Source organism: Janthinobacterium sp. C22, assembly GCF_057919405.1.
Genome location: NZ_CP193659.1, coordinates 188752 through 214732 on the forward strand (window position 1 = coordinate 188752; position 25981 = coordinate 214732).

General features: G+C 63.1%; 24 protein-coding genes, 1 tRNA gene and 6 pseudogenes. 15 read left to right on the top strand and 16 right to left on the bottom strand.

Going from position 1 to position 25981, the window contains the following annotated elements:
• The first annotated feature begins 262 nt into the window (after positions 1-262).
• Positions 263-842, top strand: a pseudogene (locus tag ACRHIG_RS00755) (acyl-homoserine-lactone synthase).
• A gap of 55 nt (positions 843-897) precedes the next feature.
• The gene (locus ACRHIG_RS00760; protein ID WP_489629112.1) at positions 898-1251 is read left to right on the top strand and encodes a helix-turn-helix domain-containing protein; all 354 of its coding nucleotides are present in this window, start codon (positions 898-900) and stop codon (positions 1249-1251) included.
• Here ACRHIG_RS00760 and ACRHIG_RS00765 read toward each other — a convergent pair.
• Positions 1248-1994, bottom strand: a complete 747-nt coding sequence (locus tag ACRHIG_RS00765) for a helix-turn-helix transcriptional regulator (protein WP_489629113.1) — start codon at positions 1992-1994, stop codon at positions 1248-1250. The genes ACRHIG_RS00760 and ACRHIG_RS00765 overlap by 4 nt on opposite strands.
• A 353-nt stretch (positions 1995-2347) precedes the next feature.
• Here ACRHIG_RS00765 and ACRHIG_RS00770 point away from each other — a divergent pair, with 353 nt between their 5' ends.
• The 5 genes from ACRHIG_RS00770 to ACRHIG_RS00790 are packed head-to-tail and all read left to right on the top strand — an operon-like array spanning position 2348 to position 4464.
• Entirely contained in the window at positions 2348-3196 is an 849-nt protein-coding gene (locus ACRHIG_RS00770) for a 4'-phosphopantetheinyl transferase family protein (RefSeq protein WP_489629114.1), read from the top strand.
• 7 nt (positions 3197-3203) lie between these two features.
• Complete coding sequence (locus tag ACRHIG_RS00775; RefSeq protein ID WP_489629115.1) at positions 3204-3710, top strand: hypothetical protein; 507 nt, start codon at positions 3204-3206, stop codon at positions 3708-3710.
• A complete protein-coding gene (locus tag ACRHIG_RS00780) occupies positions 3707-3952 on the top strand; it encodes a hypothetical protein (protein WP_489629116.1) in 246 nt (81 codons plus the stop codon). Before ACRHIG_RS00775 ends, ACRHIG_RS00780 begins: the two co-directional genes overlap by 4 nt.
• A 32-nt stretch (positions 3953-3984) precedes the next feature.
• Complete coding sequence (locus ACRHIG_RS00785; protein WP_489629117.1) at positions 3985-4191, top strand: hypothetical protein; 207 nt, start codon at positions 3985-3987, stop codon at positions 4189-4191.
• Between the two features lie 24 nt (positions 4192-4215).
• Positions 4216-4464, top strand: a complete 249-nt coding sequence (locus ACRHIG_RS00790; protein WP_489629118.1) for a hypothetical protein — start codon at positions 4216-4218, stop codon at positions 4462-4464.
• A gap of 278 nt (positions 4465-4742) precedes the next feature.
• Here ACRHIG_RS00790 and ychF read toward each other — a convergent pair whose 3' ends face one another.
• The 3 genes and pseudogenes from ychF to ACRHIG_RS00805 form a co-directional block, all read right to left on the bottom strand.
• Positions 4743-5834 carry a redox-regulated ATPase YchF gene (gene ychF, locus ACRHIG_RS00795; RefSeq protein ID WP_086145737.1) on the bottom strand — a complete coding sequence of 364 codons (1092 nt, stop codon included), beginning with the start codon at positions 5832-5834 and terminating at the stop codon, positions 4743-4745.
• 151 nt (positions 5835-5985) lie between these two features.
• Positions 5986-6218: pseudogene (locus ACRHIG_RS00800) on the bottom strand (helix-turn-helix domain-containing protein).
• Positions 6218-6751: a hypothetical protein gene (locus ACRHIG_RS00805; RefSeq protein WP_489629119.1), complete on the bottom strand. Its 534-nt coding sequence runs from the start codon at positions 6749-6751 to the stop codon at positions 6218-6220. The pseudogene ACRHIG_RS00800 and the gene ACRHIG_RS00805 overlap by 1 nt, the downstream one beginning before the upstream one ends.
• Before the next feature lie 158 nt (positions 6752-6909).
• Between ACRHIG_RS00805 and ACRHIG_RS00810 the strand changes: the two genes are divergently transcribed.
• Positions 6910-8007, top strand: coding sequence for a serine hydrolase domain-containing protein (locus tag ACRHIG_RS00810; RefSeq protein ID WP_489629120.1), 1098 nt, complete (start codon positions 6910-6912; stop codon positions 8005-8007).
• Here ACRHIG_RS00810 and pth read toward each other — a convergent pair whose 3' ends face one another.
• The 7 genes and pseudogenes from pth to ACRHIG_RS00845 all read right to left on the bottom strand — a co-directional run bounded on the left by pth (position 8008) and on the right by ACRHIG_RS00845 (position 14020).
• On the bottom strand, positions 8008-8592 hold the full coding sequence (pth, locus tag ACRHIG_RS00815) for an aminoacyl-tRNA hydrolase (protein WP_489629121.1): 585 nt from the start codon (positions 8590-8592) through the stop codon (positions 8008-8010).
• 114 nt (positions 8593-8706) lie between these two features.
• Positions 8707-9314: pseudogene (locus ACRHIG_RS00820) on the bottom strand (50S ribosomal protein L25/general stress protein Ctc).
• Between the two features lie 166 nt (positions 9315-9480).
• Positions 9481-10430 (bottom strand): annotated as a pseudogene (locus ACRHIG_RS00825) (ribose-phosphate pyrophosphokinase).
• Between the two features lie 150 nt (positions 10431-10580).
• Positions 10581-10657: transfer RNA gene (locus ACRHIG_RS00830), tRNA-Gln, on the bottom strand.
• 78 nt (positions 10658-10735) lie between these two features.
• A complete protein-coding gene (gene ispE, locus ACRHIG_RS00835; RefSeq protein WP_326455963.1) occupies positions 10736-11620 on the bottom strand; it encodes a 4-(cytidine 5'-diphospho)-2-C-methyl-D-erythritol kinase in 885 nt (294 codons plus the stop codon).
• The gene (locus tag ACRHIG_RS00840; protein ID WP_489629122.1) at positions 11617-12267 is read right to left on the bottom strand and encodes an outer membrane lipoprotein LolB; all 651 of its coding nucleotides are present in this window, start codon (positions 12265-12267) and stop codon (positions 11617-11619) included. Before ACRHIG_RS00840 ends, ispE begins: the two co-directional genes overlap by 4 nt.
• Positions 12268-12328: 61 nt before the next feature.
• Positions 12329-14020, bottom strand: a complete 1692-nt coding sequence (locus tag ACRHIG_RS00845; protein WP_489629123.1) for a tetratricopeptide repeat protein — start codon at positions 14018-14020, stop codon at positions 12329-12331.
• Between the two features lie 249 nt (positions 14021-14269).
• Between ACRHIG_RS00845 and mutM the strand changes: the two are divergent.
• The 7 genes and pseudogenes from mutM to ACRHIG_RS00880 all read left to right on the top strand — a co-directional run bounded on the left by mutM (position 14270) and on the right by ACRHIG_RS00880 (position 20643).
• A pseudogene (mutM, locus tag ACRHIG_RS00850) lies at positions 14270-15105 on the top strand (bifunctional DNA-formamidopyrimidine glycosylase/DNA-(apurinic or apyrimidinic site) lyase).
• Between the two features lie 22 nt (positions 15106-15127).
• Positions 15128-17026, top strand: a pseudogene (locus ACRHIG_RS00855) (dynamin family protein).
• An 81-nt stretch (positions 17027-17107) separates the two neighbouring features.
• The gene (gene mutY, locus ACRHIG_RS00860) at positions 17108-18223 is read left to right on the top strand and encodes an A/G-specific adenine glycosylase (protein ID WP_489630907.1); all 1116 of its coding nucleotides are present in this window, start codon (positions 17108-17110) and stop codon (positions 18221-18223) included.
• Positions 18223-19107, top strand: a complete 885-nt coding sequence (locus tag ACRHIG_RS00865) for a phosphate/phosphite/phosphonate ABC transporter substrate-binding protein (protein WP_489629124.1) — start codon at positions 18223-18225, stop codon at positions 19105-19107. The genes mutY and ACRHIG_RS00865 overlap by 1 nt, the downstream gene beginning before the upstream one ends.
• 227 nt (positions 19108-19334) lie before the next feature.
• Positions 19335-20024, top strand: coding sequence for a sensor histidine kinase (locus ACRHIG_RS00870; RefSeq protein ID WP_489630908.1), 690 nt, complete (start codon positions 19335-19337; stop codon positions 20022-20024).
• Entirely contained in the window at positions 20021-20491 is a 471-nt protein-coding gene (locus ACRHIG_RS00875) for a response regulator transcription factor (RefSeq protein WP_489629125.1), read from the top strand. The genes ACRHIG_RS00870 and ACRHIG_RS00875 overlap by 4 nt, the downstream gene beginning before the upstream one ends.
• Complete coding sequence (locus tag ACRHIG_RS00880) at positions 20479-20643, top strand: LuxR C-terminal-related transcriptional regulator (RefSeq protein ID WP_489629126.1); 165 nt, start codon at positions 20479-20481, stop codon at positions 20641-20643. Before ACRHIG_RS00875 ends, ACRHIG_RS00880 begins: the two co-directional genes overlap by 13 nt.
• Here the strand turns inward: ACRHIG_RS00880 and ACRHIG_RS00885 are convergent.
• From ACRHIG_RS00885 to dsrO, 5 genes are read right to left on the bottom strand one after another with little or no spacing between them, the layout of a single operon-like run.
• Positions 20640-21473, bottom strand: coding sequence for a molybdopterin dinucleotide binding domain-containing protein (locus ACRHIG_RS00885; RefSeq protein ID WP_489629127.1), 834 nt, complete (start codon positions 21471-21473; stop codon positions 20640-20642). The genes ACRHIG_RS00880 and ACRHIG_RS00885 overlap by 4 nt on opposite strands.
• Positions 21398-23515: a molybdopterin-dependent oxidoreductase gene (locus ACRHIG_RS00890; protein ID WP_489629128.1), complete on the bottom strand. Its 2118-nt coding sequence runs from the start codon at positions 23513-23515 to the stop codon at positions 21398-21400. The genes ACRHIG_RS00885 and ACRHIG_RS00890 overlap by 76 nt, the downstream gene beginning before the upstream one ends.
• A complete protein-coding gene (locus tag ACRHIG_RS00895; protein WP_489629129.1) occupies positions 23407-23859 on the bottom strand; it encodes a hypothetical protein in 453 nt (150 codons plus the stop codon). Before ACRHIG_RS00895 ends, ACRHIG_RS00890 begins: the two co-directional genes overlap by 109 nt.
• Positions 23860-23869: 10 nt before the next feature.
• Positions 23870-24934: an NrfD/PsrC family molybdoenzyme membrane anchor subunit gene (nrfD, locus tag ACRHIG_RS00900; RefSeq protein ID WP_489629130.1), complete on the bottom strand. Its 1065-nt coding sequence runs from the start codon at positions 24932-24934 to the stop codon at positions 23870-23872.
• A 50-nt stretch (positions 24935-24984) separates the two neighbouring features.
• Positions 24985-25695: a sulfate reduction electron transfer complex DsrMKJOP subunit DsrO gene (gene dsrO, locus ACRHIG_RS00905; protein WP_475413757.1), complete on the bottom strand. Its 711-nt coding sequence runs from the start codon at positions 25693-25695 to the stop codon at positions 24985-24987.
• Positions 25696-25981 lie beyond the last annotated feature (286 nt).

The window sequence follows — 25981 nt, forward strand, 5'->3', positions numbered from 1 at the left end:
ATGAGATGCATTAACGCAAAATAACGGGAAAATTTTTACTAGCAAGTTTGCTAGTGCCGCGCTCACTGAGGGGCGGTGGAAGGCAATGCATGGATTCGGGCTCTTGTCGCTAGAAGTTCTGCTAGGCCGTTGCGGCCGTTTCACTAGCTGGATCGCTAGTTATTTGATTTAGCCAATTTGCATAAAGTAGCTACATCAAACGCAGCAATTTGACAACCGCAGTCAACGTACTAGTGAAATTCAACCATACAGGGGAATGACCATGAGCTCGATGATTCAAATAGGACAGCGCGATAAATTCAGCCGCGTGGAACTGCGCGCCATCCATGTACTGCGCGCCAAAGTGTTCCGTGATCGCATGGGCTGGGCAGTGCCGATCCTGGGTGGCATGGAGATCGACGGCTATGATGCGCTGGAACCTCATTACATGGTCATCCGCGGCGGCGACCAGCGCATCTGCGGCTGCTGGCGCATGCTGCCCACCCTGGGCCCATACATGCTGAAGGACACCTTCCCCGAACTGGTGCAAGGCGCAGCCCTGCCGGAAGAAGAGAACATCTGGGAGCTGAGCCGCTTTGCGATCGAGACCGACGGCGACAACCGCTTTGGCTTTGCCGAGCGCGCCAAAGAAGCGATGCGCGGCATCGTCAACTTTGCCGATACGCAGGGCATCAGCAAATATGTGACAGTAACCACCACCGCCGTCGAACGCCTGCTGCGTCACAGCGGAGTGGAAACCACGCGCATGGGCCCCCCTACAGATCGGTGTAGAAAAGGCAGTTGCTCTGGAGATTCATCTAGGCGCCAAGACACGCACCGCACTGTTTGGACCCGACCATTGATGACATCGACCCATGCGACGGCAACATGCCACCGCTTAACCAGCAGAGTACGATTATGAGCAAGCTTTCCTCGGTGCGCCGCACGGCCGGCGCACCGATCCAGGCCAGACGCGTTGTCCTGTCGTCGCACAGCGCCACGCCAGACGATGGTGGCGACGAGCTGCACTGGATCACCACGCGTGATAAATATCTGATCCGTGACTTTCGCCAGATCATGCGCGAAAATCAGACCGCCTTCTGGCGCCGCTTCGGCGTTTCCCAGACTCGCGGCAGTCGCTTCGAACGCGGCAAGTCGATGCCGCTGCCAGTGCTCATCCTGATGCGACTGTACTTGCTGCGCGTGATCGACGACGCCGACCTGCTGGCGGTGCGCTCGGGCGACGACGATGCCAGCGGTGGCCGACTCTAACCGGGAATATTGACGAGACCAAGGCGAATTGCCTTGATCACCACGTCATTGCGACGGGTAACGCCGAATTTGGTACGAAGATTTCCGATATGAAAATTTACTCCCGCCTCCGAAATGCTCAGAATGCGTCCGATTTCCCACGCCGTTTTACCAGCCACCATCCATTGCAGACAATCGAGCTCGCGCGCGGTCAGTACCGGCGCCTCCTGCGCTACCGGCGCAGCATGCATGTAGCGACGCATGGAGTCGAAAGCGATGTCGCGCAACAGGGTCAGGTTAGCGAGTTGTTGGCTGAGGTCATTCGTGAAACCGGCCCCCGGTGCCTGATCCCGGACACAAGTCAGCATGCCGACTTCGCCGCCGATACCGTGAACCGGCAGGGTCACGCCGGCCTTGAGGCCGTGGCCAGCCGCCTCCTCGTACAACGCGCTTTCCTCGGTGGTCTTGAACGAGTCCGGCACCCAGACGAAGGGCGACATCGATTGAAAACAGTGTCCGACCGTGGGATCGGCGGCGCGCAGATTCTGGCGGTCGTACTCTTCCCGCCATTTGCCAGGGTAATTGCTACGCAGATAGACATTGCCCTGGCTGACTTTGGGCTGGGGGATAACCGCGAACAGGACCTTGTCGAAACCAAGGTTCTGGACCCCGGCCTGCAGCTTCAACACGGCATCGGCCTCACAAGAAGCTCCAGCCAGCCCCTCGTAGAAGCCGGCAAACCCGTTCAACATACCATCGCGCATGTGCGCCTCCCTGAGCAGACATTTATTATTAAAATAATTTTTACTCTCTTTTAACTTTACCATGATACAAATTTCTTAAGTTAAAAAATCAACATAAGTAGACTTACAAACTACACTCACCTTGCCCCCTCGCCGCCAGCATCCTGTACCTGAAGGCCGGCGAAGCGCGGCCGACACACGGAAATCGCTATTTCAGGAATAAAGCGTGTCCTTGGCCGGCGTCCCGGACTTTGCCTGCCAATTCCGGCCAAAAGGGTCAACTTCAGGCTCCTACTTATCAGAACTACTAGTTACGCCCGGCTTGCCTGCGCTAGATAATGTGGCCATTGTTGTTGCCAATAAGTTGACGCCCCATGTCCCAATCCATTCTGTGGCCTGACACCGCCCTCATCGATATCCGTGCCAACCCGGTGCGGGACGCGATCGCAATCTACCTGCTCGAACTGGATATTCCGGCGCCAATAGCCTTGCTGCCGCGTTATTTGTCCTATCTGGGCGATGCTGAAGGCGAGTGCAAGCGCGCCATGCGCCCGACGCAAAGCCAATGGCAATATCTGCAAAGCCGCGTGCTGCGGCGGGTGGTGCTGGGTGCGTATACCGGGCGGGAGCCCGGACAACTCCGTTTCGCGCGCGACAAATGGGGCCGAGCCCGCCTGACCGGCCAAGACACGCTACATTTCAGCCTCGCCCAATGCGCCAGCCACGTGGCCCTGGCGGTGGGCAGCGGAGCTGTGCTCGGCATCGACGTCGAAACCGTATTCCCGATGCATCCCAACTTCATGCACACGGCCCGTACCCATTTCAGCGCCACCGACCTCGAGCAGCTGGAGGCCTGTCCGGAAGCGCGGCGCTACCACCACTTCCTGGAGTTGTGGACGCTGAAGCAAGCGTATCTGAAGGCGGTCGGCCTGGGCATACACAGACCGATGGCGCCTTGCACTTTCTCACGCACCAGTTCGGGCCTGCTGGTATGCCAGGACCGCGAGCCTCTATCCGACCGCGAGCAGCCCAGCGCCTTTCTCAGCCAGCAATGGATGAGTATTTGTCAGCTGGGACTGGCATATAGCACCGGCCTGCCTGTCAGTTTCCGTTACCTCAACGGCAGCAACCTGGCACAAATCTGGCCACACATGCAGCATGGCAACGGTAACGCGTTCTCCCTGGGAACGGCGCGCCCCCTTGTCATCGTAATCCTTACATGAGGTATATATGAAACGCCTTTCTCAGATTGCCGGTCTGTTCGTGCCGTGCCTGCTGCTGTGTCCCGTATCCGGCGCAGCCGACCAGAGCGATGCCGGCATGGCTGCGGTAGTCGTCAGCAGCACCAAGGACCCGGACTGGAAAACCTACCGCGCATTCACGGCCGGACTGGACATCTTCGACGAACAACGCCAGCTGGCACCGGACGCCACGCTGCGTTTCGTGCTGCTGCCCAAGGCCGCCAACGCCTCGCTCAAGGACATCAAGCTGCGCATCGCCGGCGACGAGTTAAGCATTCCGGTGCCGGTCGCGGCCGACGGCACGTTCACCGTGCCGCGCAGCGAAGCGGCCACCAGGAGGACGCCGAATTGCTACTCAACCGCAAACCGGGTACCTTCCGATGGCGGCCAGACGTGCGCACACCCGGCGTGGCGGACAACGCCCGCCGCCTCGGCGACCTGCGGCTCGAATGCGCGGTGCGCTGGGCAGTCGAACAGTACGAGACGCCCTATATGATCCGCAAGCTCATGTACGCTGCCGGCCAGCCCTGCCTGACTTCGCGCATCAAGGTCGACTACTTCGCCCCACGTCGTATCGCCGCCATGTATCTGACCGCGGACGGGCGCCGTACCCAACTACCGCAGAACCTGCTGGAAAACGACGGCAAAGTGTTCGTGCCGCCAGTGCATGACAAGAGCTGGCCTGACGACGCGCTGCTGGAGTTCGAGTACTCTCCGCCGGAGCAGGCGGCAAAGTAGGCCGGCGCCATACGACTGGGGAGATTTGTTGCATGAAACAGCTTCCAATAATTCAGCAGGAGATCGTGCGCCGCGCGTGGGACAAGCTGGACGAAACGTCTTTCGGCTATGTCCCGCTCGGCGAGGCGCCGGATGGCTTCCACGCCTATGCGAAAATGGCGTGCGGCGACGAGTGGTCGCTGATCGCCGCGATGAGGGCGCGCGGAACGCAGGAAGCCAAGCGCCAAACGGACCGTTGATGCCCGAGGCCGGAATCCTCGGCCTTGGGCGCGTTCTATCGACGTCTTGCCGCACGCATCGGCAACGCAAAGACCGTGACGGCGACGGCGCGCAAAATCGCCGTGCTGTTCTATAACGCTATGCACTTCGGGATGAACTACACCGATCCAGGGGCGGATCAATACGAGCAAGAATACAGAGCACGGGTTAGCAAGCAACTGCATCGCCGTGCTGCGCAATTTGGATATCCGTTGCAGGCCCAAGACACGCCGGATTCCGTTGGTGTTTCCTAGGAAGCAGCGGCGTACTGCGCGCGGGATGTGCTGTGAAATACGCCTGGCTTGACCATCATGCGTCAGCATATCGAGGCAAGAGTTAGGGCTTACTCATCATATACACTTTTTTACACCTGCCCAAAATCATAGACACCAGCGTATCCACTTTTCCTTTGTAATGCATTGCAATCTTTCGCAACATCCAGAAATGAAAATGCCCTCATAACAGAGGGCACATGTGGCATTTCCGGGCGAATCAGCAACGTCCTGAAATCGCCGGCAATCGCTGAAACAGCTTAGACGTTGAACAGGAAGTTCAGCACGTCGCCATCCTTGACCACGTATTCCTTGCCTTCGGCGCGCATCTTGCCCGCTTCCTTCGCGCCCGCCTCGCCCTTGTAGGCGATGAAGTCGTCATAGGCGATGGTTTGGGCACGGATGAAGCCGCGTTCGAAGTCGGTGTGGATCACGCCGGCCGCCTGTGGCGCCGTGGCGCCCACGGGGATGGTCCAGGCGCGCACTTCCTTCACGCCCGCCGTGAAGTAGGTTTGCAGGCCCAGCAGCTTGTAGCCGGCGCGGATCAGACGGTCCAGGCCCGGCTCTTCCATGCCCATGTCGGCCAGGAAGGCGCCCTTGTCGGCGTCGTCCAGGTCGGCGATTTCCGCTTCCAGCGCCGCGCAGATGGCGACGATGGGGGCGTTCTGCGATTGCGCATAGGCCGTCAGCTGGTCCAGCAGCGGGTTATTCGTGAAGCCCGAGTCGGAGACGTTGGCCACGAACATGGCCGGCTTGGCCGTGATCAGGCACAAAGGCTTGATCAGTTCCATTTCGTCGGCGTCCAGGCCCATGGCGCGCACCGGCTTGGCGTCGTTCAGGTACGGCATCATGCGTTCCATGATGGCCAGCAGCTTGGCCGCATCCTTGTCGCCCGAGCGGGCTTTCTTGTTTTCGCGGTGGATGGCTTTTTCCACGGTGCCCATGTCGGCCAGCGCCAGTTCGGTCTGGATGACTTCGATATCGTCGAGCGGGTTGATCTTGCCGGCCACGTGGATGACGTTGTCATCTTCGAAGCAGCGCACGACGTTGACGATGGCGTCCGTTTCGCGGATGTGCGACAGGAACTGGTTGCCCAGGCCCTCGCCCTTCGATGCGCCAGCCACCAGGCCGGCGATGTCGACGAATTCCACGATGGCGTTGACCATGCGTTCCGGCTTGACGATGGCGGCCAGCGCATCCATGCGCGGATCCGGCACTTCGACGACGCCGACGTTCGGCTCGATGGTGCAGAACGGATAGTTTTCAGCCGGGATGCCGGCTTTCGTCAGTGCATTGAACAGGGTGGACTTGCCGACGTTCGGCAAGCCGACGATACCGCATTGGAGACTCATGGAAAACCTTTAAATAATCAATATTGCCGGCAAGCGGCTGGTGCAAAACGGCCGTTGCGGGCGTTTTCTGGATAATCTTGCTGTATTCATGCTCTAAGGGTCAATTGTACCTCTATGCACCCTACTCTTCAAAAAAACCGCCCTGGCGACCTTAACTGTCGCCATCCCTGTCATCCGGCTGCGACGCATCGAATTCCAGGATGTCGCCAGGCTGGCATTCGAGCATCTCGCAAATTTTCGACAAGGTATCGAAACGCACGCCGCGCACCTTGCCCGATTTTAAGAGGGACAGGTTCTGCTCCGTGATGCCGATAAAGGCGGCCAGTTCCTTGGATTTCACTTTTTCCTGGCCAGTACCAGATCGAGGCGCACGACGATACCCATCAGATGAACCCGCTGTTTTCATCGGCCAATCTCTGGCCTTCATGCAGGATTTGCGCCAGCGCAAAGAAAACCGAGCACAGCAGCAAAGTCCACAGGTCGCCGCCCGTGATGTCGATAACCAGGCGCAACTGGCGCGTTCCCTCTTCCAGCAAGCCAAACAGCATGCCGCGCACGGTCGGTTCCAGCAAAGTCAGCACCGTTCCCAGCAGCAAGCCGCCGGCAAAGCGGCGAAAGTGCCGCGCCACCTGCGGCGTGAAATACACGCCCTGTTCGAACTGGCGCAACACCAGGGCCAGCTGGCGCACGGCATCGCCCAGCACGCACAAGGCTGGCAAGGCCAGCGCCAGACCCAGTCCCCGCTGCCACAGGGGCATGGCGGCCAGGCGCTCGAATGGCTGGCTCTGCAATTGCAGCAACAGTTCATACATGCCAGCGCCGCCCAGGCTGCCTTGCGCGGCCGGCGCGGGCGCCAGCCAGCCCAGCACCGTCAGCAGCAGGTACAGCAAAAAGAATCCCGAAACGCCGTAGCGCACGCGCCGGCTCAGTAGGGCCGGTCCCGTCTGATTTTTTCATATTTAAAAGTATACGAAAGCGTCAAGTGTCGTTAGAATAAATTATCGTAAAACAATAATTAAATCATGTTTTGCGACCATTTTAACATGTTCGCCCTACCCTATCGACTGGAGACACCATGAAAATCCTGCTTGCCGCACTCGTTTGCAGCACCGCCTTTTTGCTCAGCGGCGCCGCCCGCGCCCATGACTTGAACGCCATGCTGCAACAGGCGCTGGCCGACAAGAGCGTGCCGGCCATGGCGATCCTTGTCATTCGCGACGGCAAGATCGAGGCGCAGGCGCAGGCGGGCGTATGGGCCAATGACGGCCACGACGCCGTGCGTGCCGACGACGTGTGGAATATCGGCTCCGACGGCAAGGCCATGACGGTGACCCTGATCGCGCGGCTGGTGGAACGGGGACTGCTGTCGTGGGACGCGCCGCTGTCAAGCATGCTGCCCGCGCTGAGCGCCGGCATGCGCGCCGAGTACCGCGACGTCAACCTGATGGATCTGCTGTCGCACCGCGCCGGCCTGCCGCCCAATCCGGACGAGACATGGATCAATGCCACCTACACGGACACGCGCCCCTTGCCGCTGCTGCGGCTGGAGTACGCGCAGCGCGCGCTGGCGGACGCGCCCGTGGCCGCGCCGCGCGGCGAATCGCATTACTCGAACAGCGGCGCCATGATCGCCGCCGCCATCGCGGAGCGTGTCACGGGCAAGACGTACGAGGAGTTGATGCAGGCGGAAGTGTTCGGCCCGCTGGGCATGCGGGCCGCCTTCGGCCCCACCGTGCGCGGACAGAACCTGGGCCACAAGGAAGGCAAGCCGATCGCCGGCTTGATGGCCAGCAACCCACTGATGATGGCGCCCGATGGAGAAATTCACCTGAGCATGCAAGACTGGGCCAAGTTTGCGCTCGATCAACTGCATGGCGAGCAGGGCAAGGGCAGGCTGCTGAAACAGGAAACGTATGTCTTGCTGCACACGGCGCAGGGCGACACGCATGCGGCCTTGGGCTGGGGCGTGATGCACTTTCCAGCGCAAGCGCCGCAGCGAGTGCTCACTCACCTTGGCTCGAACGGCTACTGGCACGCACTGATCGCGCTGGCGCCCGGCAGCGGCGACGGCCTGCTGATCGCCGCCAACGCGGGCGACGGCAGCAGCGCCCAGGCCAGCCAGCAGCAGATGGCGAAAACCATCATGGCCGGCTTCGGCAAGGCGGGGAAATAATTACGCGGTGTGCAGCTTCATCGTCGCCGCCTCGAACTTGCCGTCGACGATCAGCGGCATGACCTGCAAGGATTTGTCGATCGCCTGCTCGATCAGTTCCTGGTCTTCGCGGCGCGGGCGGTGCAGCACGAAATCGGCCACCTGCTGCTGCAGGCTCAGGGTGCGCGGGTGGCCGATGCCCAGGCGCAAGCGCCAGTAGTCCTGCGTGCCCAGCGCGGCCGTGATGTCTTTCAAGCCATTGTGGCCGCCGGCCGAGCCGCCCTTTTTCAGGCGCGCGATGCCGGGCATCAAGTCGAGTTCGTCGTGCACGACGAGCACCTCATCGGCGGCGATCTTGAAAAAGCGCGCCAGCGCGCCCACGGACTGGCCCGAGCGGTTCATGAAGGTCAGCGGTTCGAGCAGCCAGACTTCCTTGCCGCCGATGGAGGTCTTGGCCAGCATGGCGTTGTAGCGCGAATCGCGCTGCAGGCGCGTGCCGGGCAAGCTGTTGGCAAGATTGTCCACCAGCCAGAAGCCGGCATTGTGGCGGGTTTGTTCGTATTCGGGTCCCGGGTTGCCGAGGCCGACGATCAGGCGTATGGGCATGGCTGTGTCTGCAATGTAAAAGAAAGCATTATCGGTGAAAACAGGCGGAAAAAACCCGCGCGGCGAACCTGGCGGGTTTTTCCTTGCGACTACCGCATTGCTGCGGCGGCAGAATTACTTCTTGTCAGCAACAACTTCAGCAGCAGCGGCTTCAGCAGCAACGTGGCCAGCCGGTACCGAAGCGGTAGCGATGGTCAGGTTGGCGCCGTGGGTGACAGCGGTCACGCCAGCTGGCAGGACCAGGTCGCCAACGTGCAGCGAGTGGCCGACGTCGATGTTCGACAGGTCAACGTTGATGAATTCTGGCAGTTGGCCTGGCAGGCACGAAACTTCGATTTCGTTGGCTACGTGGCTGATGGTCGCGCCGTGCAGTTTGACTGCCGGGGAAACGTCAGCGTTGATGAAGTGCAGCGCCACTTTCACGTGGATAGCTTGCTTAGCGTCAACGCGCTGGAAGTCAGCGTGCAGAACCAGTTGTTTGTATGCGTGGACTTGGAAGTCGCGCAGCAGAACTTGCTGGGAAACGCCGTCGATTTCCAGATCCAGGATCGACGAGTGGAACACTTCTTTTTCAACGCGTGGTACAGGGCGTTGTGATCCAGCGAGATCAGCACAGGGGCTTCAGCGCCGCCGTAGACGATACCAGGGGTTTGGCCGGAAATGCGCAGGCGGCGGCTCGCTCCGGAACCTTGCAATTCGCGTTTAAATGCGATAACTTTCATGTGAAACTCCAAGAAGAACAAGGCTTGCGCCTTGTGTTATGAGGACTCCCGCGACCAGGAACCCTCGAAAATGGGTGCAAAACACCCCGAAAACTAAAACACTGCGGCGCAACAGGCAAAAGCCGGTCGCGCCGCAGGCATTACGTCTGTTGCTGCTCTTGCCGAATCAGTCGATAAAGAGGGAAATAACCGAGTCACCCTTGATGATGCGCTTGAACGTCTCGGCCAGCAGCGGCGCGCACGTCAATTGACGGATCTTGCCGCAGGCCAGAGCCGCTTCGGACAGGGGGATCGTGTCGGTCACGACCAGCTCATCGAGCGGCGAGGCCGAGATGCGGTCGATCGCCGGGCCCGACAGCACCGCGTGCGTGCAATACGCCACGACTTTTTCGCGCCGCGTTCCTTGAGCACTTCGGCGGCCTTGGTCAGGGTGCCTGCCGTGTCGACCATGTCATCCATGATCACGCAGTTGCGGCCTTCGACTTCACCGATGATGTTCATCACTTCGGACACGTTCGCTTTTGGACGACGCTTGTCGATGATGGCCAGGTCGCAGCCCAGGCGTTTTGCCAGGGCGCGCGCACGTACCACACCGCCGACGTCCGGCGACACCACCAGCAGATCCTGGTAGTTTTTCTTTTGCAGGTCGCCCAGCAAAATTGGCGAAGCGTAGATATTGTCGACTGGGATATCGAAGAAACCTTGAATCTGGTCAGCGTGCAAGTCCATGATCAGGACGCGCTCGACACCGGCTTCTTCCAGCATGTTCGCCACCACCTTGGCCGAAATCGCCACACGCGCGGAGCGTGGACGACGGTCTTGGCGGGCGTAGCCGAAGTAAGGAATCGCGGCGGTGATGCGGCCAGCGGAAGCACGTTTCAAGGCATCAACCATCAGCATGATTTCCATCAGGCTGTCGTTGGTTGGAGCACAGGTGGATTGCAAAACAAAAACATCCTTGCCGCGCACGTTTTCGTTAATCTCGACCATTACTTCGCCGTCGGAGAATTTCGAAACGTTTGCTTTACCGAGAGGGATGCCGAGGTTTTTTGCGACCCCCTCTGCCAACGCTGGATTCGCGTTGCCGGTAAAAACCATCAGGTTTTCGTAAGCCATGGGAGTCCCAAGAGGTGATATAGAAGTCTTGAAAAGCACTAACCGGGCATAGGCCCGGTCAGTCATTGTTTAGAATATGCCGCGTGGAGGCACATCTGCTTTTTCCCGTACTGGACGCCAACTTCGCATCGACAGACTACGGTGAAATGGTGGCAGGGGAAGAAGGATTCGAACCTTCGCATGCTGGAATCAAAATCCAGTGCCTTAACCAGCTTGGCGATTCCCCTACGTTACTGACTGCTTTCCGTCATGTTGGCCAGTATTATACCGACTATTTGACGCTAAGCAAAATCTTTTTTTGCTCTCTACAACATGGTGAGCATCGGGTGGCGATTCAGCGCTTTTGCCTTCCAGGCGATCCAGACTGGTGGCACATTGCTGAGCACCGCATCCGCTTCTTCCTGACTGCCAAACGCACTAAACACACAAGCACCGGAACCAGTCATCCTGGCTTCACCGTAAGCACCCAGCCATTCTACCGCATCTGCTACCGGCTTGAAAAGACTGCATGCCACTTGCTGCAAATCATTCTTTCCAAACCCGCCCGCATCGTTTCCTTCTGCGAGGTACCTGGAAAAGTCCGCTATTGTGACGGGTTCGGTATTTCTCGTCAAGCCTTCCGCGCAAAAAATTGCGGCGGTCGGCACTTGCACGCCCGGCTCGATCACCACATACCAGCATGCGGGCGTGGCGACGGGCTGCAAGGCTTCGCCCACGCCTTCGGCAAAGGCGTTTTCGCCAAAGATGAAAAACGGGATATCGGCGCCCAGCGGCAAGCCGAGCGCCATCAATTCCTCGCGCGTCAAACCGGCCTGCCACAGGCGATTGAGCGCCATCAGCGCCGTGGCCGCGTCGGACGAGCCGCCGCCGAGGCCGCCGCCCATGGGCAGCACCTTGTCGATGGCGATATCGACGCCGCGCGGCAAGGCGCCCGTGCGGCGCAGCACTTCGGCCTGCAGCAGCCTGGCGGCGCGGATGATCAAGTCCTGCTCCTGCGGCACGCCGGCCAGCTCCGTCACGCGGACAATCGCCGTGTCGTCGCGCAGCGCGAAGTGCAGGGTGTCGCCATGGTCGAGCAACTGGAACACCGTCTGCAGCAGATGGTAGCCATCGGCGCGGCGGCCGTTGACGTGCAAAAAGAGGTTCAGCTTGGCGGGAGCCGGGCAGTTATTCAGGGTCGTCAACGTCATTGTGCTTGAGCCGATGGGGCGGGATCGAGGACGATGCGCAGCGAGACGGCATCGGCCTGCGCGCTGGCATTGCGTTCGGCATCGATACGCCGCGGTTGGGGCAAGGCGCCCGGTGTGTTGCCGGCCGCATTTTGCCCTATTTCTTGCCACGACACATAGCGCAAGCGCCAGCCATCTTTGGTCGTCACGCTGTCGTTGGCCGGCGAAGCGATGAAACGCTTGCCGTCGGCGCCCACGGCATAGCCTTGCAGCCAGTCGCGCAAGCCCGACACGGGCAGGGACCAGCCCAGCAGCTGCGCGCTCAGGGTGTCGACGTCGGGCGCGCTGCGCGGCGCCTTGCCGCTTTGCGTCAACACGGCCTCTTGCGGCGTGACGGCGATCGTCGCCAGCGTGCTGCCGACGGGAGAATACAGGGTCACGTCCGTGCGCTGCGCCGTCTGCTGCCAGTTGAAATTGACGGTGGCCGATTCGGGCTTGTCATCCTTCTGGTACACGACGTTCAGGCGGCCCGTCAGCTCCACCTGTTCGCGGTAGGGCGCGACGGTGTTGGCGGATGGCGCGGCGCCGGACGAGAATGGGGAACTCAGGGTCGAGCAGGCCGAGAGGGACAGGCAGACGAGAGCGAGGGGAAGCAGTTTTTTTAACATGGGCACAAGGAAAAACCAGCGCCATGGCGCTGGTTTTTTATAGTTGAGTTAATCGATTCAATCACAGACTGACATTCAGGCGCGCCAGCGTGCTTTTCAGCGCATCGTTTTTCGGGTCCTTGCCTTGCGCCTCGCGCCACAGCTTCTGCGCTTCGGCCTTGTCGCCCTTCTGCCACAGCACTTCGCCCAGGTGGACGGCGATTTCCGGATCGCTGCGCACGGCATAGGCGCGGCGCAGCGCGTTTTCCGCGGCGGCCAGGTTGCCCATGCGGAATTGCACCCAGCCCATGCTGTCCATGATGAACGGGTCGCCCGGCGCCATCTGCAGGGCTTTGTCGATCAGCGCATGGGCTTCCTCGAGGCGCAGACCCCGTTCGGCCAGAGAATAACCGAGCGCGTTGTACGCATGCTGGTTGTCGGGGGCCAGCGCCATCACGCGGCGCAGGCTCGCTTCCATCAGCTCGAATTTGTCCAGGCGCTCGGCCAGCAAGGCGTAGTCGTACAGCAGTTCCGGATTGTCGGGGAAGCGCAGCAAGGCGTTTTCCAGCACCGTGTACGCGCTTTGCACATAGCCGGCGTCGCGCAGGAATTGCGCGTCGACCAGCAGCACCTGCGCCTGGCTTGCCGGATCGTCCGTTTCGATTTCCGTCAGCGCCTTGCGCGCCGCATCGAGATTGCCGCCGCGGGCGATCAGCTGGGCGCGGCGCAAGCGCGCCTCGACATAGCCGGCCGACGCGCTGTTGTCGACCTTGTCCAGCCAGGCGATGGCGCCCGCCGTGTCGCCGCGCGTCTCGGCGATCTGCGACAGTATCATCAGGGCCTTGAACGGATCGCGCGTGTCGCCGGGGGATTTTTCGAGCACGGCCAGGAAGCGCTTGAAGTACTGCTCCGCACCCTTGGTGTCTTCCAGCTGCAGCGCCACGATGCCGAGCGCATACAGGGCGCCCACGTTATCGGGCGCGCTTTTCAGCAGCAGCAGGAACTGCTCGCGCGCCGGTTCCAGCTGCTTCTGTTCGACCAGCAGGCGCGCGTATGCGCCGCGCACTTCGACGGCGTCCGGGTTCTTTTGCAGGAAAGCGGCCAGCACCTTGCCCGCCGCCTCCGGTTCGCCCGTTACCTGCGCCAGGGTCAGCACGGCCAGCTCGGAATTCGGCTTGATGGCCAGCGCCTTGTTCGCTTCGCCGATGGCGCGCTCACGCTCGCCGATCGACAGGGCGCCCTGCGCCAGCACCAGGTGCGCTTCGAACATATCCAGGTAGGGCTGCACCAGGCGCGTCACCATCGAATAGGCGTACAGCTTGTCATTCGAGCGCGACAAAATCTGCTGCATCTGGAACAGGGCCACGCCCCGTGCGCCTTGCGGCGCATTGGCCAGGCGTTCGGCGAAGATCGGTTCCGCTTCCTCGATCTTGTCCGTCAATACGACAAAGCCGAGGAAGAACTGCGTCGCCTCGTCCGAGTCGGGCGCCAGCTCGCGCCACAGCCGGATGGCCGCCAGCGCCTCGCTGCCCTGCTTGGCGGCCAGCGCCATTTCGGAAGCGCGGCGCGCCAGGCGCGGATCGCGCGTCTGCTGCGCCGCCACCATCATCGTCACGTACGGCCCCTGCCACTGGCCGCTCTTGAATTCCATTTCGGCCTTGGTCAGCTTGTACAGCAAATCGCTGCTCAACTCGACCTTGGGCAAACCGTCCGCCTTGGCGTCCGCGCCCTCTTCCTGCGGCGCGGGCGCGGACGCAGGGGCTGGCCGCGGCATCGGCGGGGACGGCAGGCGTCTGTGCCATGGCATGCGTGGCCATCAGGGCGGACAAGGTTACAATGGCGAAAGCGTTTTTCAAAGGCTGATCCTGGCTAAACGGCAAAGTTTGATTCTACGCCCAACGCGGCTATCGCGTACTTCACGTATGTAACGAAATATATACGTCGCGGCGGCGTGGCCTGCCAAAGCCAGCCCTCGGCCCGCAAGCCGCCTGTTTTTTACCCGGTTTTCAACCATTCGAGCCCTATGCCAGAATTGCCAGAAGTCGAAGTCACACGGCGCGGTGTCGCGCCCCACCTCGAAGGGCGCGCCGTGCGCTCCGTCGTGCTGCGCCGCGACGGCCTGCGCTGGCCCTTCCCCCTGCCCTGGGCGAACAATTGTCGGGGCAAACCATCGGCCTGACGGGGCGGCGCGGCAAATACCTGCTGATCCACTTCCGCCACGGCACCCTGATCATCCACCTGGGCATGTCCGGCCATTTGCGCGTGCTGCCGACGGGGACGGAAGCGCAAAAGCACGACCATTTCGACCTCGTCGTGGAGGACGCGGACGGCGGCAGCCAGGTGCTGCGCATGACGGACCCGCGCCGCTTCGGCGCCGTGCTGTGGCACGACGAGGCCGACGGCCCGCTGGACGGCCACGCGCTGCTGCGCGGCCTGGGCACGGAGCCGCTCGAAGGCGGCTTCACGGGGCAGTTGCTGTTCGAGAAAACGCGCAACAAGGGCACCAATATCAAGCAGGTGCTGATGGCGGGCGACATCGTCGTCGGCGTGGGCAATATCTATTGTTCCGAAAGCCTGTTCCGCGCGGGGATCAACCCGAAGACGCCGGCCCGGCGCATCGGTCTGGCCCGCTATGAAAAACTGGCGCAGGCGATCCGCGACGTGCTGGCCGAAGCCATCGTGCAAGGCGGCAGCACCCTGCGCGACTTCATCGGAGTGAACGGCCAGTCCGGCTACTTCCAGCAGACGTATTTCACGTACAACCGCGCGGGCAAGCCCTGCCGCGTCTGCGGCGCGCCTATCCGGCAAATCGTGCAGGGACAGCGTTCCACGTTTTACTGCGTGCATTGTCAAAAGTAAGCACACTCACAGAGGGAGCCAGATGGTCAGAGACCTGGAACAATACAGCGCATGGCGCCAGGACGTGCAGGCCGCCTTGCAGGCATACCGGCAAGCCGCCGGCGCGGCGGGCCTGGTCGACGGCGCCTCCGCGCTGCGCCTGGCGCGCTGTGGCTCCCGTCTGCTCGATGACCGTCTATCCGTCGCCTTCGTGGCGGAATTCTCACGCGGCAAATCCGAGCTGATCAACGCCATCTTCTTTGCCGGCTACGGCCAGCGCATCCTGCCCTCGGGCGCGGGCCGCACCACCATGTGCCCCACCGAACTGCTGTACGACGCGGCCTGGCCGCCATCGATCCGCCTGCTGCCCATCGAGACGCGCGCGCAGAACCTGTCGACCAGCGACTACCGCGAACTCCCCGCCGCCTGGACCGTCCTGCCCCTGAATATCGAGGCGGGCGGCGACATGCAGGAAGCCATCCGCCAGGTCAGCCTGACGAAAAAGTCGGCGTGGAAGAGGCGGCGCGCTACGGCCTGTATGACGCCGGCGATGCGGACGCGCCGGCCATGCTCGACGAGCACGGCCAGGTGGAAATCTCGATGTGGCGCCACGCCATCATCAACTTCCCCATCCGCTGCTGAAACAGGGTCTGGTCATCCTCGACACGCCGGGCTTGAACGCCATCGGCACGGAGCCGGAACTGACATTGAACCTGATCCCGAATGCGCACGCGGTGCTGTTCATCCTGGCGGCCGACACGGGCGTCACGCGCAGCGACATCGAGGTGTGGCGCAACCATATCGGCGCCGGCGCGGGACGCCTGGTGGTGCTCAACAAGATCGACAGCATGTGGGACGAATTGCGCGGCGACGCCGAGATCGCGCAGGCGATCGAACGCCAGCAGGCCAGCGTGGCCCACTTGCTGACGCTGGACGCGGGCCAGGTGTTTCCCGTCTCGGCGCAGAAGGCCCTGGTGGGCAAGATCAACCACGATGCGGCGCTGCTGGAAAAAGCCGCCTGCAGGCGCTGGAGACGGCCCTGTTCGAGGAGCTGATCCCCGCGCGCAAGGACATCATCCGGCGCCAGCTGGCGTTCGACCTGGACGCCATCGAAGCGGCGCAGCAGGTGCAGGCGGCGGCCCGCGCGCGCGGCATCGCCGAACAGCTGCACGAGCTGCACAGCCTGCGCGGCAAGAACCAGAGCGTGATCGCCCACATGATGCGGCGCGTCGACATCGAGAAGAAGGAATTCGACAGCAGCCTGTTCAAGCTGCAAGCCACGCGCGCCGTGTTTACCCGCCTGTCGACGGAACTGTACACAAGCCTGGGCATGGACATCGTGCGCGACGATATCGACGGCGTGCGCGCCGCCATGCAGCGCAGCCGCTTTTTCACGGGCCTGCGCGAGGCCGTGCGCCAGTATTTCGAGCGCATCGGCCAGAACCTCGACCGCTCGGAAGGCAAGACGGCCGAGATCACGGAGATGATGAACGTGATGTACCGCAAATTCGCTTCCGAACATGGCCTGGCGCTGGCCTTGCCGATGCCGTTTTCGCTGGCCCGCTACCGCCAGGAGATCGCCGACATCGAGGCCGTCTACCATAAACAGTTCGGCACGGCGACCCTGCTGACCACCAGCCGGGTCGTGCTGATGGAAAAATTCTTCGACACCATCGCCTCGCGCGTGCGCCGCAGTTTCACCAACGCCAATGACGATGCCAGCGCCTGGCTGAAAGTCATCATGGCGCCCCTTGAGGCGCAGATCGTCGAGTACAAGGAACAGCTGAAACTGCGCTTTGCCTCGATCCAGCGCATCCACGACGCCACGGGCAGCCTGGAACAGAAAATCGCCGGCTTCGAGGCGAGCCTGGCGGCGCTCGAACGCGACAAGGCGCAACTGGCGCAATTGCTGGCGGCCTTGCGCGCAGCCAGCGCCGCATGAACCCTACGCACTGAATACAACACTGGAATCCTGCATGAAACGTCTGCTGCATCCGCTCTCGCCCGCCACGGGCGCGGCACCCTGGAAGACTATATCGACCCGACTTTTTCCGCCACCGTCATCGCCTGGCAAAAGCAGCATGGCCGCCACGCGCTGCCGTGGCAAAACACGCGCGACGCCTACCTGATCTGGCTGTCCGAAATCATGCTGCAGCAAACGCAGGTCACCGCCGTACTCGCTTACTACGCGCGCTTCCTCGAACGCTTTCCCACCCTGCGCGAACTCGCTAGCGCGCCCGTCGAAGACGTGATGGCGCAGTGGAGCGGCCTCGGTTACTACACGCGGGCGCGCAACCTGCACAAGTGCGCGCAGCGCGTGGTGGCCGAATACGACGGCGTGTTCCCCAGCGACCCGCTGCTACTGGCCGAGCTGCCCGGCATCGGCCGCTCGACGGCGGCCGCCATCTCCGCGTTTTCCAGCGGCACGCGCGCGGCCATCATGGACGGCAACGTCAAGCGCGTGTTTGCGCGCACCTTCGGCATCGACGCCTATCCCGGCGAAAAACGGGTCGAGGAAGCCATGTGGCGCCGCGCCGAAGCGCTGCTGCCTGAAACAGGTATCGAAGCCTATACGCAGGGCCTGATGGACTTCGGCGCCACCCTGTGCACGCGCAGCAGCCCCGATTGCGGCCGCTGCCCGCTGCAGCCGCGCTGCGTGGCCTACGCTACCCATCGGGTCAAAGACTTACCTGTACGCAAGCCGAAGAAAACCAGCCCGGAAAAACACGCCGTCATGCTGGCCATCATCGACGATGGCCAGGTGCTGCTGGAGCAGCGCCCCGGCTCGGGCATCTGGGGCGGCCTGCTGTCGCTGCCCGAACTCGATGGCCACGTGCTGGCCGATGCTGACGCACCGCGCGAGATAAGCCAGGAGGCGCTGGCGCGCGCCGTGGCGCCGTTCGGCGCCATCGAAACGCAGGAACGGCTGCTGCCCATCGTGCACGTGTTTACCCACTACAAGCTGCACATCGTCCCCTGCCGCATCACCCTGGCGCGCCGTTTGGCGCTGGCCGGGGAAGCGACGCACGTCTGGTACGACGGCGCGAGGATCGCCGACGCGCCGCTGCCCGCACCGATCAAGAAACTGCTGCTCGACCTGTTCGGCGATGCGCGCACGGCGCAGCGCAGCATGTTCTAGTGCGGCGTTCATTACTGTTCGCGCTGGCGGCGCTGTGTCTGCACGGCACGCAAGCGGCTGACGCGCTGCCGGAGGTACCAGAGGTGAGAATAGGCGTGCTCGCCTACAAGGGCGGCGACGCCGTGCAGCAGGACTGGTCGTACGTGACGCGCCACCTGCAGGCGAGCATTCCCGGCATCCGTTTTACATTGGCCGACTATGACCAGGCGGGATTGACGCGCGCCGTACAGGCGCAGGCCATCGCCTTTGCCATCACCAGCAGCGGCCACTACGTGGCGCTCGAACACAGCGACGGCGCCAGCCGCATCGCCACGCTCGAATCGCCGTGGACGGACTCGCCGCGCCAGGCCATCGGCTCGGCCATCGTCGTGCGCAGCGCGTCGCCGCTGCACGACCTGGCCGACCTGGCGGGCAAGAACGTGATGGCCGTGGCGCCCGACGCGTTTGGCGGCTACCAGATCGCCGCGCGCGAACTGCAGGAAGCGGGCATCGATCCCGCGCACGATTTTGCCAGCCTGCGCTACAGCGGCTTTCCCTCGCAGCAGATCGTCGAGGCCGTGCGCGCGGGCCACATGGATGCCGGCATCGTGCGCACCTGTCTGCTGGAACAGATGGTGGCAAGCGGCGAAGTACGGGCCGAGGAACTGCGCGTCATCACCACGCGTCCGATTCCCGGTTTTCGCTGCGCCAGCTCGTCGCGGCTGTATCCGGACTGGCCCTTCGTGGCCCTGCGCCAGACGCCGCCCGCGCTGGCGAAAAAGTGGCGCAGGCCCTGCTGGCCATGCCGCGCACCGGCGAGGGCTACAGCTGGACGGTGCCCAGCGATTACCAGATCGTCGACGAACTGTTCCGCGAACTGCGCATCGGCCCCTACGCCTACCTGAACAAGCTGACGTTCGAGACGGCCCTGCGCCGCTACTGGGGCTGGATGCTGCTGGTGCTGGCCTTGCTGGTGGCGTGGGCAGTGCACACGGTGCGCGTGGAATACCTGGTCAGCCGGCGCACGGAACAATTGCGCGCGGCCCAGCACCAGCAGCGCGCGCTGGAAGAACAGGCGCGCCAGCGCCAGGCCACGCTCGACCACACGGCGCGCCTGGCCATCCTGGGCGAGATGGCCAGCGCCATCGCGCACGAATTGAACCAGCCGCTGGCGGCCATCGGCAATTTCGCGCGCGGCATGGCGCGCCGCATCACGGCGGGACGGCTGGACGCGGCGCCCTTGCTCGACGGCGCGCAGGAAATCGCCACGCAAAGCGAGCGCGCGGGCGCCATCATCCGGCACATCCGCGCGATGGCGCAAAAGCGTCCCGCGCACAGCACGGCCTTCGCCCTGGCCGACGCTGTGGAGCAAGCGGTATCGCTGTTCCGCGCGGCCCATCCGCAAGCGAGCATCAGCTGGCGTCACGAGGCGGTCAGCGCGGCACCGCGCGTGCTGGCCGACCCGCAGCAGGTGCAGCAGGTGCTGCTCAATTTATTGAAAAATGCGCTCGACGCGCAGGTGGAAAACGACCATCCGCAGCATCCGATCGGCGTGCTGCTGCACCGGGAAAACGGCGCCTGCACGGTGGCCGTGCGCGACGCCGGCTGCGGCCTCGATGCGGCGCAGATGGCGCGCCTGTTCGAACCCTTCTTTACCACCAAGGCCGAAGGCCTGGGACTGGGCATGTCGCTCAGCAAAAGCATCATCGAGTCGTTCGGCGGCAGCCTGTCGGCCCATGCCAACGCCGATGCGCCAGGCTTGACGGTCTGGTTCCGCCTCCCCGAAGATACGCATATGGAAGCAGATAAGGAAACACCATGAATGAAAGCGATGCGATCATCTTTGTCGTCGACGACGACGCCGCCATGCGCCGCTCGCTGGCCTATCTGTTCGATTCGGCCGGCTGGCAAGTGCAGACGTTCGAATCGGCGCGCGACTTCCTGCAGCGCTATGAGGGCCATGTGCCGGGCTGCCTGCTGCTCGACGTGCGCATGCCGCTGATGAGCGGGCTGGAACTGCAGCAGGAGTTGAATAACAGGACCGGACACGCCATATCGCTGCCCGTGATTTTCCTCAGCGGCCACGGCGACCTGGCCATGGCCGTGCAGACGATGAAGGCGGGCGCCTGCGATTTTTGGAAAAGCCGTGCAAGGACCAGGTGCTGCTCGATGCCGTCAGCCGGGCCGTGGCCCGCAGCGTGGAAGAAAGCCGCAGCGCCGCCAGCGCGACTACGGCGCAAACGGCGCTGGCCAGGCTCACCGCGCGCGAGCGCGAAGTGGCGCTGCTGATGGCCGAAGGCAAGGCTTCGAAAGTCATCGCCCGCGAACTCGGTATCAGCGACAAGACGGTGCAGGTGCACCGCCATAACGCGATGGAAAAACTGGGCCTGCATTCAGCAGCCGAGGTGGCCCGGCTGCTGATGGCCGGCGGCGCAATTTAAGCCCGCACGATGCGCGCCGGCAGCCCCTGCCGCACCGACGTGCCCGAGACGGGATCGACGAACACGTTCTTGTCGCCGCGGCTCGGGTCCGTCAATCCCAGGTCGTTCAGGTTGATGCCCGCGCCGATGGCCGGTTCGTCGGGCTGGCGCAGCTTGCCGATGCGGTGGGCGCGCGCGCCGTGCTCCTTGTGGCCGAAACCGTGTTCGACGGCGATCACGCCGCGCTGCACGCCATGGCGCAGCATCACCGTGGCCCTGGCCCTGCCGCCCGGCGTCTCCAGATAAATCTGGTCGCCATTTTCCAGCTTCAGGCGTGCCGCATCGTCGGGATGCACGGCGACGGGGTTGTCCGGATGGATGCCGCGCAAGCGCCGCGCGCCGATGCTGTACGAGTTCTGCAGCGCCGATTTAAAACTGATCAACTCGAACGGCCATTCGCTGGCAGGGTAGGTTTTGCGCACGGGCGTGCCGTCGGCAAACGCCGCCACCCTCCACGCGGGCGTGCCGGGGAAACGCTTGCCGCTCAAGCTGTTCTTGCTCACGCCCAGCCCCTCGTTGTACAGCATCATCGGTTTCAGGTAGCGGTGCGTGGACCAGTCCTGCGGATACGGCGCCTCGTCGGCCACCGGGACAGGCGCCGCGGGCGCCTTGGCATTCGCTGGCGGAGGCAGGCGCAGGCCGAACATCTCGCCATAGCTCTGGTAGCGCCCTCCCCGCGCCAGCATGAAGGCCACCTTGCGCCACTCTTCCGGCTTCAAGGTGCGCTCCAGTTCGGGGCGGATGCGCGCCACGCCGGACAGCGCGATGTCGTCGTCGCTCGCCTCCGGCACGGCCGTCTTGCCCTGCCAGGCGATGTTGGCGCCGCCGCGCAGATACCAGTCTTCCGCGCGCTGCAGGGGAAGCGCTGGCCCTCCATGTCCTGCAGGGCTTCCGGGCCGAAGCCGGGCAAGGCCATCGTTTTTGCCAGCGCGATGAAGAACGATTCCATGCAGATGGTCTGGCCGTCCGGCGTCTTTTGCACGCGCGGTTCGACCACGGGCCAGCGCGCCGTGCTCATTTTGACGGGCATGCCGCCCCAGGCGCCGGCCCAGCCCCAGCTTTCATACAGCAAGGTATCGGGCAGCAGGTAGTCGGCAAACGCGGAGCTTTCATTGATGAAGGGGTCGATGGCGACGATCAGGGGAATCTTCTTCGGATCGGCCAGCTCCTTGCCGATCTGCGCGCGCAGCCCCGTGATGCCGTAGACGGGATTGCAGCTCCACAGGATCAGCGCCTTCAAGGTGTACGGATAGCCGTTCATGGCGCTGGTGAGCCACTCGGTCGCCAGCGCGGGCGCGTTCGGATACCACGGCGCCTTGGCCGGATACGCCTTGCCCGCTTCCTTCTTCAGCTTGAATTCCGAGGTTTTTTCATACGGTACGTTGCGCCCGATGGGCATGCCGGCCGCCTTGATCTCGCCGTCGAAACTCTCGAGGTTGTAGCGCGGGCCAGGGCCCGCATCCTTGAAGCTGCCGCCGTTGACGAGGGTGCCGCCCTTGCGGTTCAAGTTGCCGATCAGGGTATTGAGCATGACCAGCGCATACGCGTTATAAAAGCCGGCGCCCGACATCATGCCGCCGTGCGCATTGACGGCGGCGCGCTTGCCATGGCTGGTCAGTTCCCGCGCCAGGCCTTCGATGATGTCAAGCGGGATGCCGCAGGCGCTGGAATAGTCATCCATGCTGTGGCGCTGCGCTTCTTCGTTGAGCATCGTCATGGCCGTCTTCAGATGCAGCGGAGCGCCGGCCACGTCCAGCGGGCCGTCGAAGAACAGGCGCGCTTCGCCCTTGGCGGCATTGTGCGGCACGATCGCTTGCGTGGCCGCGTCGATCACGCAGAACGCGTCGCCATCCTTGTAGCGCTCCTCTTCCGCCAGTTCCACCGCGCCGATGTCCGACGCGCGCAGATAGCGGCCGTCGCGCGGATGGCCTTTTTCGCTGATGATCAGATGCGTGGCGTTGCACCAGGCGGCTTCGCCCGCCGCTTCCGCCACCTTCAGGTTCGGCTGCACGAGGAAGTTGCGGTCATAGCGTTCGTGCTCGATGATCCAGCGGATCATGGCCATGGCCAGCGCGCCATCCGTACCCGGCTTGATCGGCACCCAGCGGCTGCGGTCGCCCGCGGCCAGGCTGTCCGCGTTCGTCAGCACGGGGTCAACGACGACGTAGCTGAATGCGCGCTTGCCCGAGCGGGCCTTCGCGATCAAGGTGCCCTGGCGCTTGAACGGGTTGCCCGCATTGCCCGGTGCCGTGCCGACGAAAATACAGAACTCCGTGTTTTCCAGGTCCACTTTTGCGTGCGGCATTTTCTTCATGTCGCCGAACATGGCGCCCGAGCCGCTGCGATAGGCGCCGCCGCAATACGAACCGTGATTGACCAGGTTCAAACTGCCGTACGACTGCTTGAAAAAGCGCGTGCCGAACGCCAGGCGGCCATCGTCGGTACTGCACATCAGGCCCACCTGGTTGACTTGCGGACCCAGTTCCGGCTGCGCCGGATCGATCGGTTTTTCCAGCTCGCGCAAGGCGCGCAGACCCTGCACATGGCCTTCGCCGAACAGGTCGCCGCCTTCCGTCACTTCCTTCACCAACTGATCGAAGGCGATCGGCTCCCACTGGCCGCCGCCGCGCGGTCCCACGCGCTTCATGGGCGCCAGCACGCGGAACGGCGACTCCATCTGTTCCAGCACGCCGTTGCCGCGGCCGCAAGCGGTGGAACGTCCCTTCAAGCCCTTTTCCTCGAAACGCGACAGGGAAATGAAGCTGTCGCGTATCGGTGTCTGGTACGGCAGCGCCGGATCGGCCGACAGGGGGCTGTACGGATTGCCCGCCACGCGCAGCACCTTGCCGCTTTTTTATCCAGGCGCACGCGCACGCCGCAAAACGTGGTGCAGCCCATGCACATGGTGTAGCTGACCTGCTGGTCGGGATTGACCGTCAGTTTGCCCGTGGCCGTGTCGACGGAAAACTCGGGCGCCAGCGAATTGCCGTGCAAGCGCTGTACGGGTTTGTCCTTGCCCAGCGCGTGGTCGACCATGCGGCCGGCCGTGGTGGAAAAGCTGGCGGCAAACGCGGCCAGCCCGCCGCCGATGGCGCCGTAGCGCAGCAGCTTGCGGCGTTTTTCTTTTTCGTCTTCAGGGACGTCATTGCGGTCGTCGTTGTGTATTTGATCGTTCATTGTTGACTCCTCAGTGCGTGGCCATGGCGGGACGGCTGCGTGCAGCGACGACGCGTCCGGCCCATGGCAAAAATTCCAGCATCAGCAACAGCAGCGCGATCCACAGGCCCGCCGTGCCGATAATCCCCATCAAGCCGTCGTTCCCCATCGGCAGGTGGTAGTCGTACAGGCCCGCGCCCGTTTTCGGGATGTTCTGGCCGCCGATGAAGATCGTCCAGCGCATCATCCAGGCGCTGTGCAGCGCGATCAGGCCATTGACCAGGCCACTCGTGGCGGGACGCCAGATGGCCAGCGCCATCGGCACGATGGACGACAGCACGGCCCAGACGGCCGTGAACTGCCATTGCGGCATGCCGGCCACCTGGGTAAAGGCCATGCTGTGGCTGGCGCTCACACCGGACAGGCTGACGAACAGCCAGCCGCCGCCCAGGGCCAGCACCAGCGCCAGCGACAGGGCCAGCGCGCGGTTCAAGGACACTTCCAGCGCCTGGTCGCGGCCCGGCAGGAAGCGGTTGAACAGCAGCGCCAGGCCCACCGCCCCGACAAAGGCCGTGGCGGCAAATTGCGCCGGCAGGAAGGGCGTAAACCACAGGGGACGGGCGCGCACCACCATCACTTCCATGCCCGTGTACAGGCCCACCACGAAGGCGGCCAGCAAGGTGAAGGCGGCGGCGGTGACGATGGCCTTGCGCGATGCGGCGCCGCCACGTCCTAGCAGGCGATAGGCAAAGGCCAGGCGGTCCTGACCCTGCCCCCGCGTGGCGAAGTCCACGCGCAGCGCCAGCCACGCGTACAGCATCAGGCAGCCCAGATACAGGGGAATGAAGAACGAGCCCCACGACATCCACGACTGCGGCTGGAAGTAAATATAGAAATGGTAGAAGCGGCCCGGCCCGTGCAAGTCGGCCAGCAGCGCCACGGGCGCCGTCATGCCGCAGACGAGGGACGCCAGCAGCGCGATGCGCCCCAGGCGTTCATACGCCTTGCGGCCGAAGACGAAATACGGCAGGGTCAGCATGAAGCTGCCGTAACTGAGACCGATGAGGAAAAATACTGCACCGCCCACGGCAGCCATGCCGCTTCGCGCGTGACGTTGACAATTTCGGTGATGTGGCTGTCCATGGTTTATTTCCCGTGTTTGCTCGGTTGCCAAAGAGTCGCTTCGCCCTCGACGTGGCCGGCGAAGCGCGTGTCCAGTCCCAGGTAAAACACGTGGGGCTGGGTGCCCTGCTCGGGTTTGAGCACCTTCACCTTGTTCTCGGTCAGCAGCTGGTGCACCATGCTGTCCGGATCATTCAGGTCGCCGAAGATGCGCGCGCCGCCCACGCAGGTTTCCACGCAGGCCGGCAGCAGGCCTTCGTCGACCCTGTGCGCGCAGAACGTGCACTTGTCGGCCTTGCCCGTCTCGTGGTTGATGAAGCGCGCGTCGTATGGGCAGGCCTGCACGCAGTAGGCGCAGCCCACGCAGCGGTCGCCGTCGACGACGACGACGCCATCCTTGCGCTGGAAGGTGGCGCCCACGGGACAGACGGGGATGCAGGGAGGATTGGCGCAGTGGTTGCACAGGCGCGGCAGCATGTAGGTGCCGCAGCGGTTCTCTTCCTTGACTTCATAGGTCGAGACGACGGTGCGGAAGCTGTTTTCCGGCACGGCGTTTTCCATGATGCAGGAGACCGTGCACGCCTGGCAGCCGATGCATTTCTGCACGTCGACCACCATCGCCCAACGCTGCCCGCCCTCGCCCCTGGTGGCGGCCTTGCCGGGCAGCGGCGCGATGGCTGCCCCGACGGTAATGGCGGGCAAGGCGCGCAAGAAACTGCGGCGCGATTCGATCATGACACTCTCCTTGACTATGGGCGGCAAGCCCTTGTTGACTTGCTGCCATGATAGAAAAGAAGGGGCTACAGGGGTATTGGGGTGATCGTGCGGGAACCTAGATGATCATGCCGATTGACAGGATCGACAATGCGGAGTAGGCCGGATTAGCGGGGCCGCCGAGGCGCGCCAGCGCGTAATCCGACAACCTTGCTGGCATGAAGTGTCGTGGTATCGCGCAGACATGTCGGATTACGCTGCGCTAATCCGACCTACGTCAGATTCCCCATGACCGCTTGCATTGGTA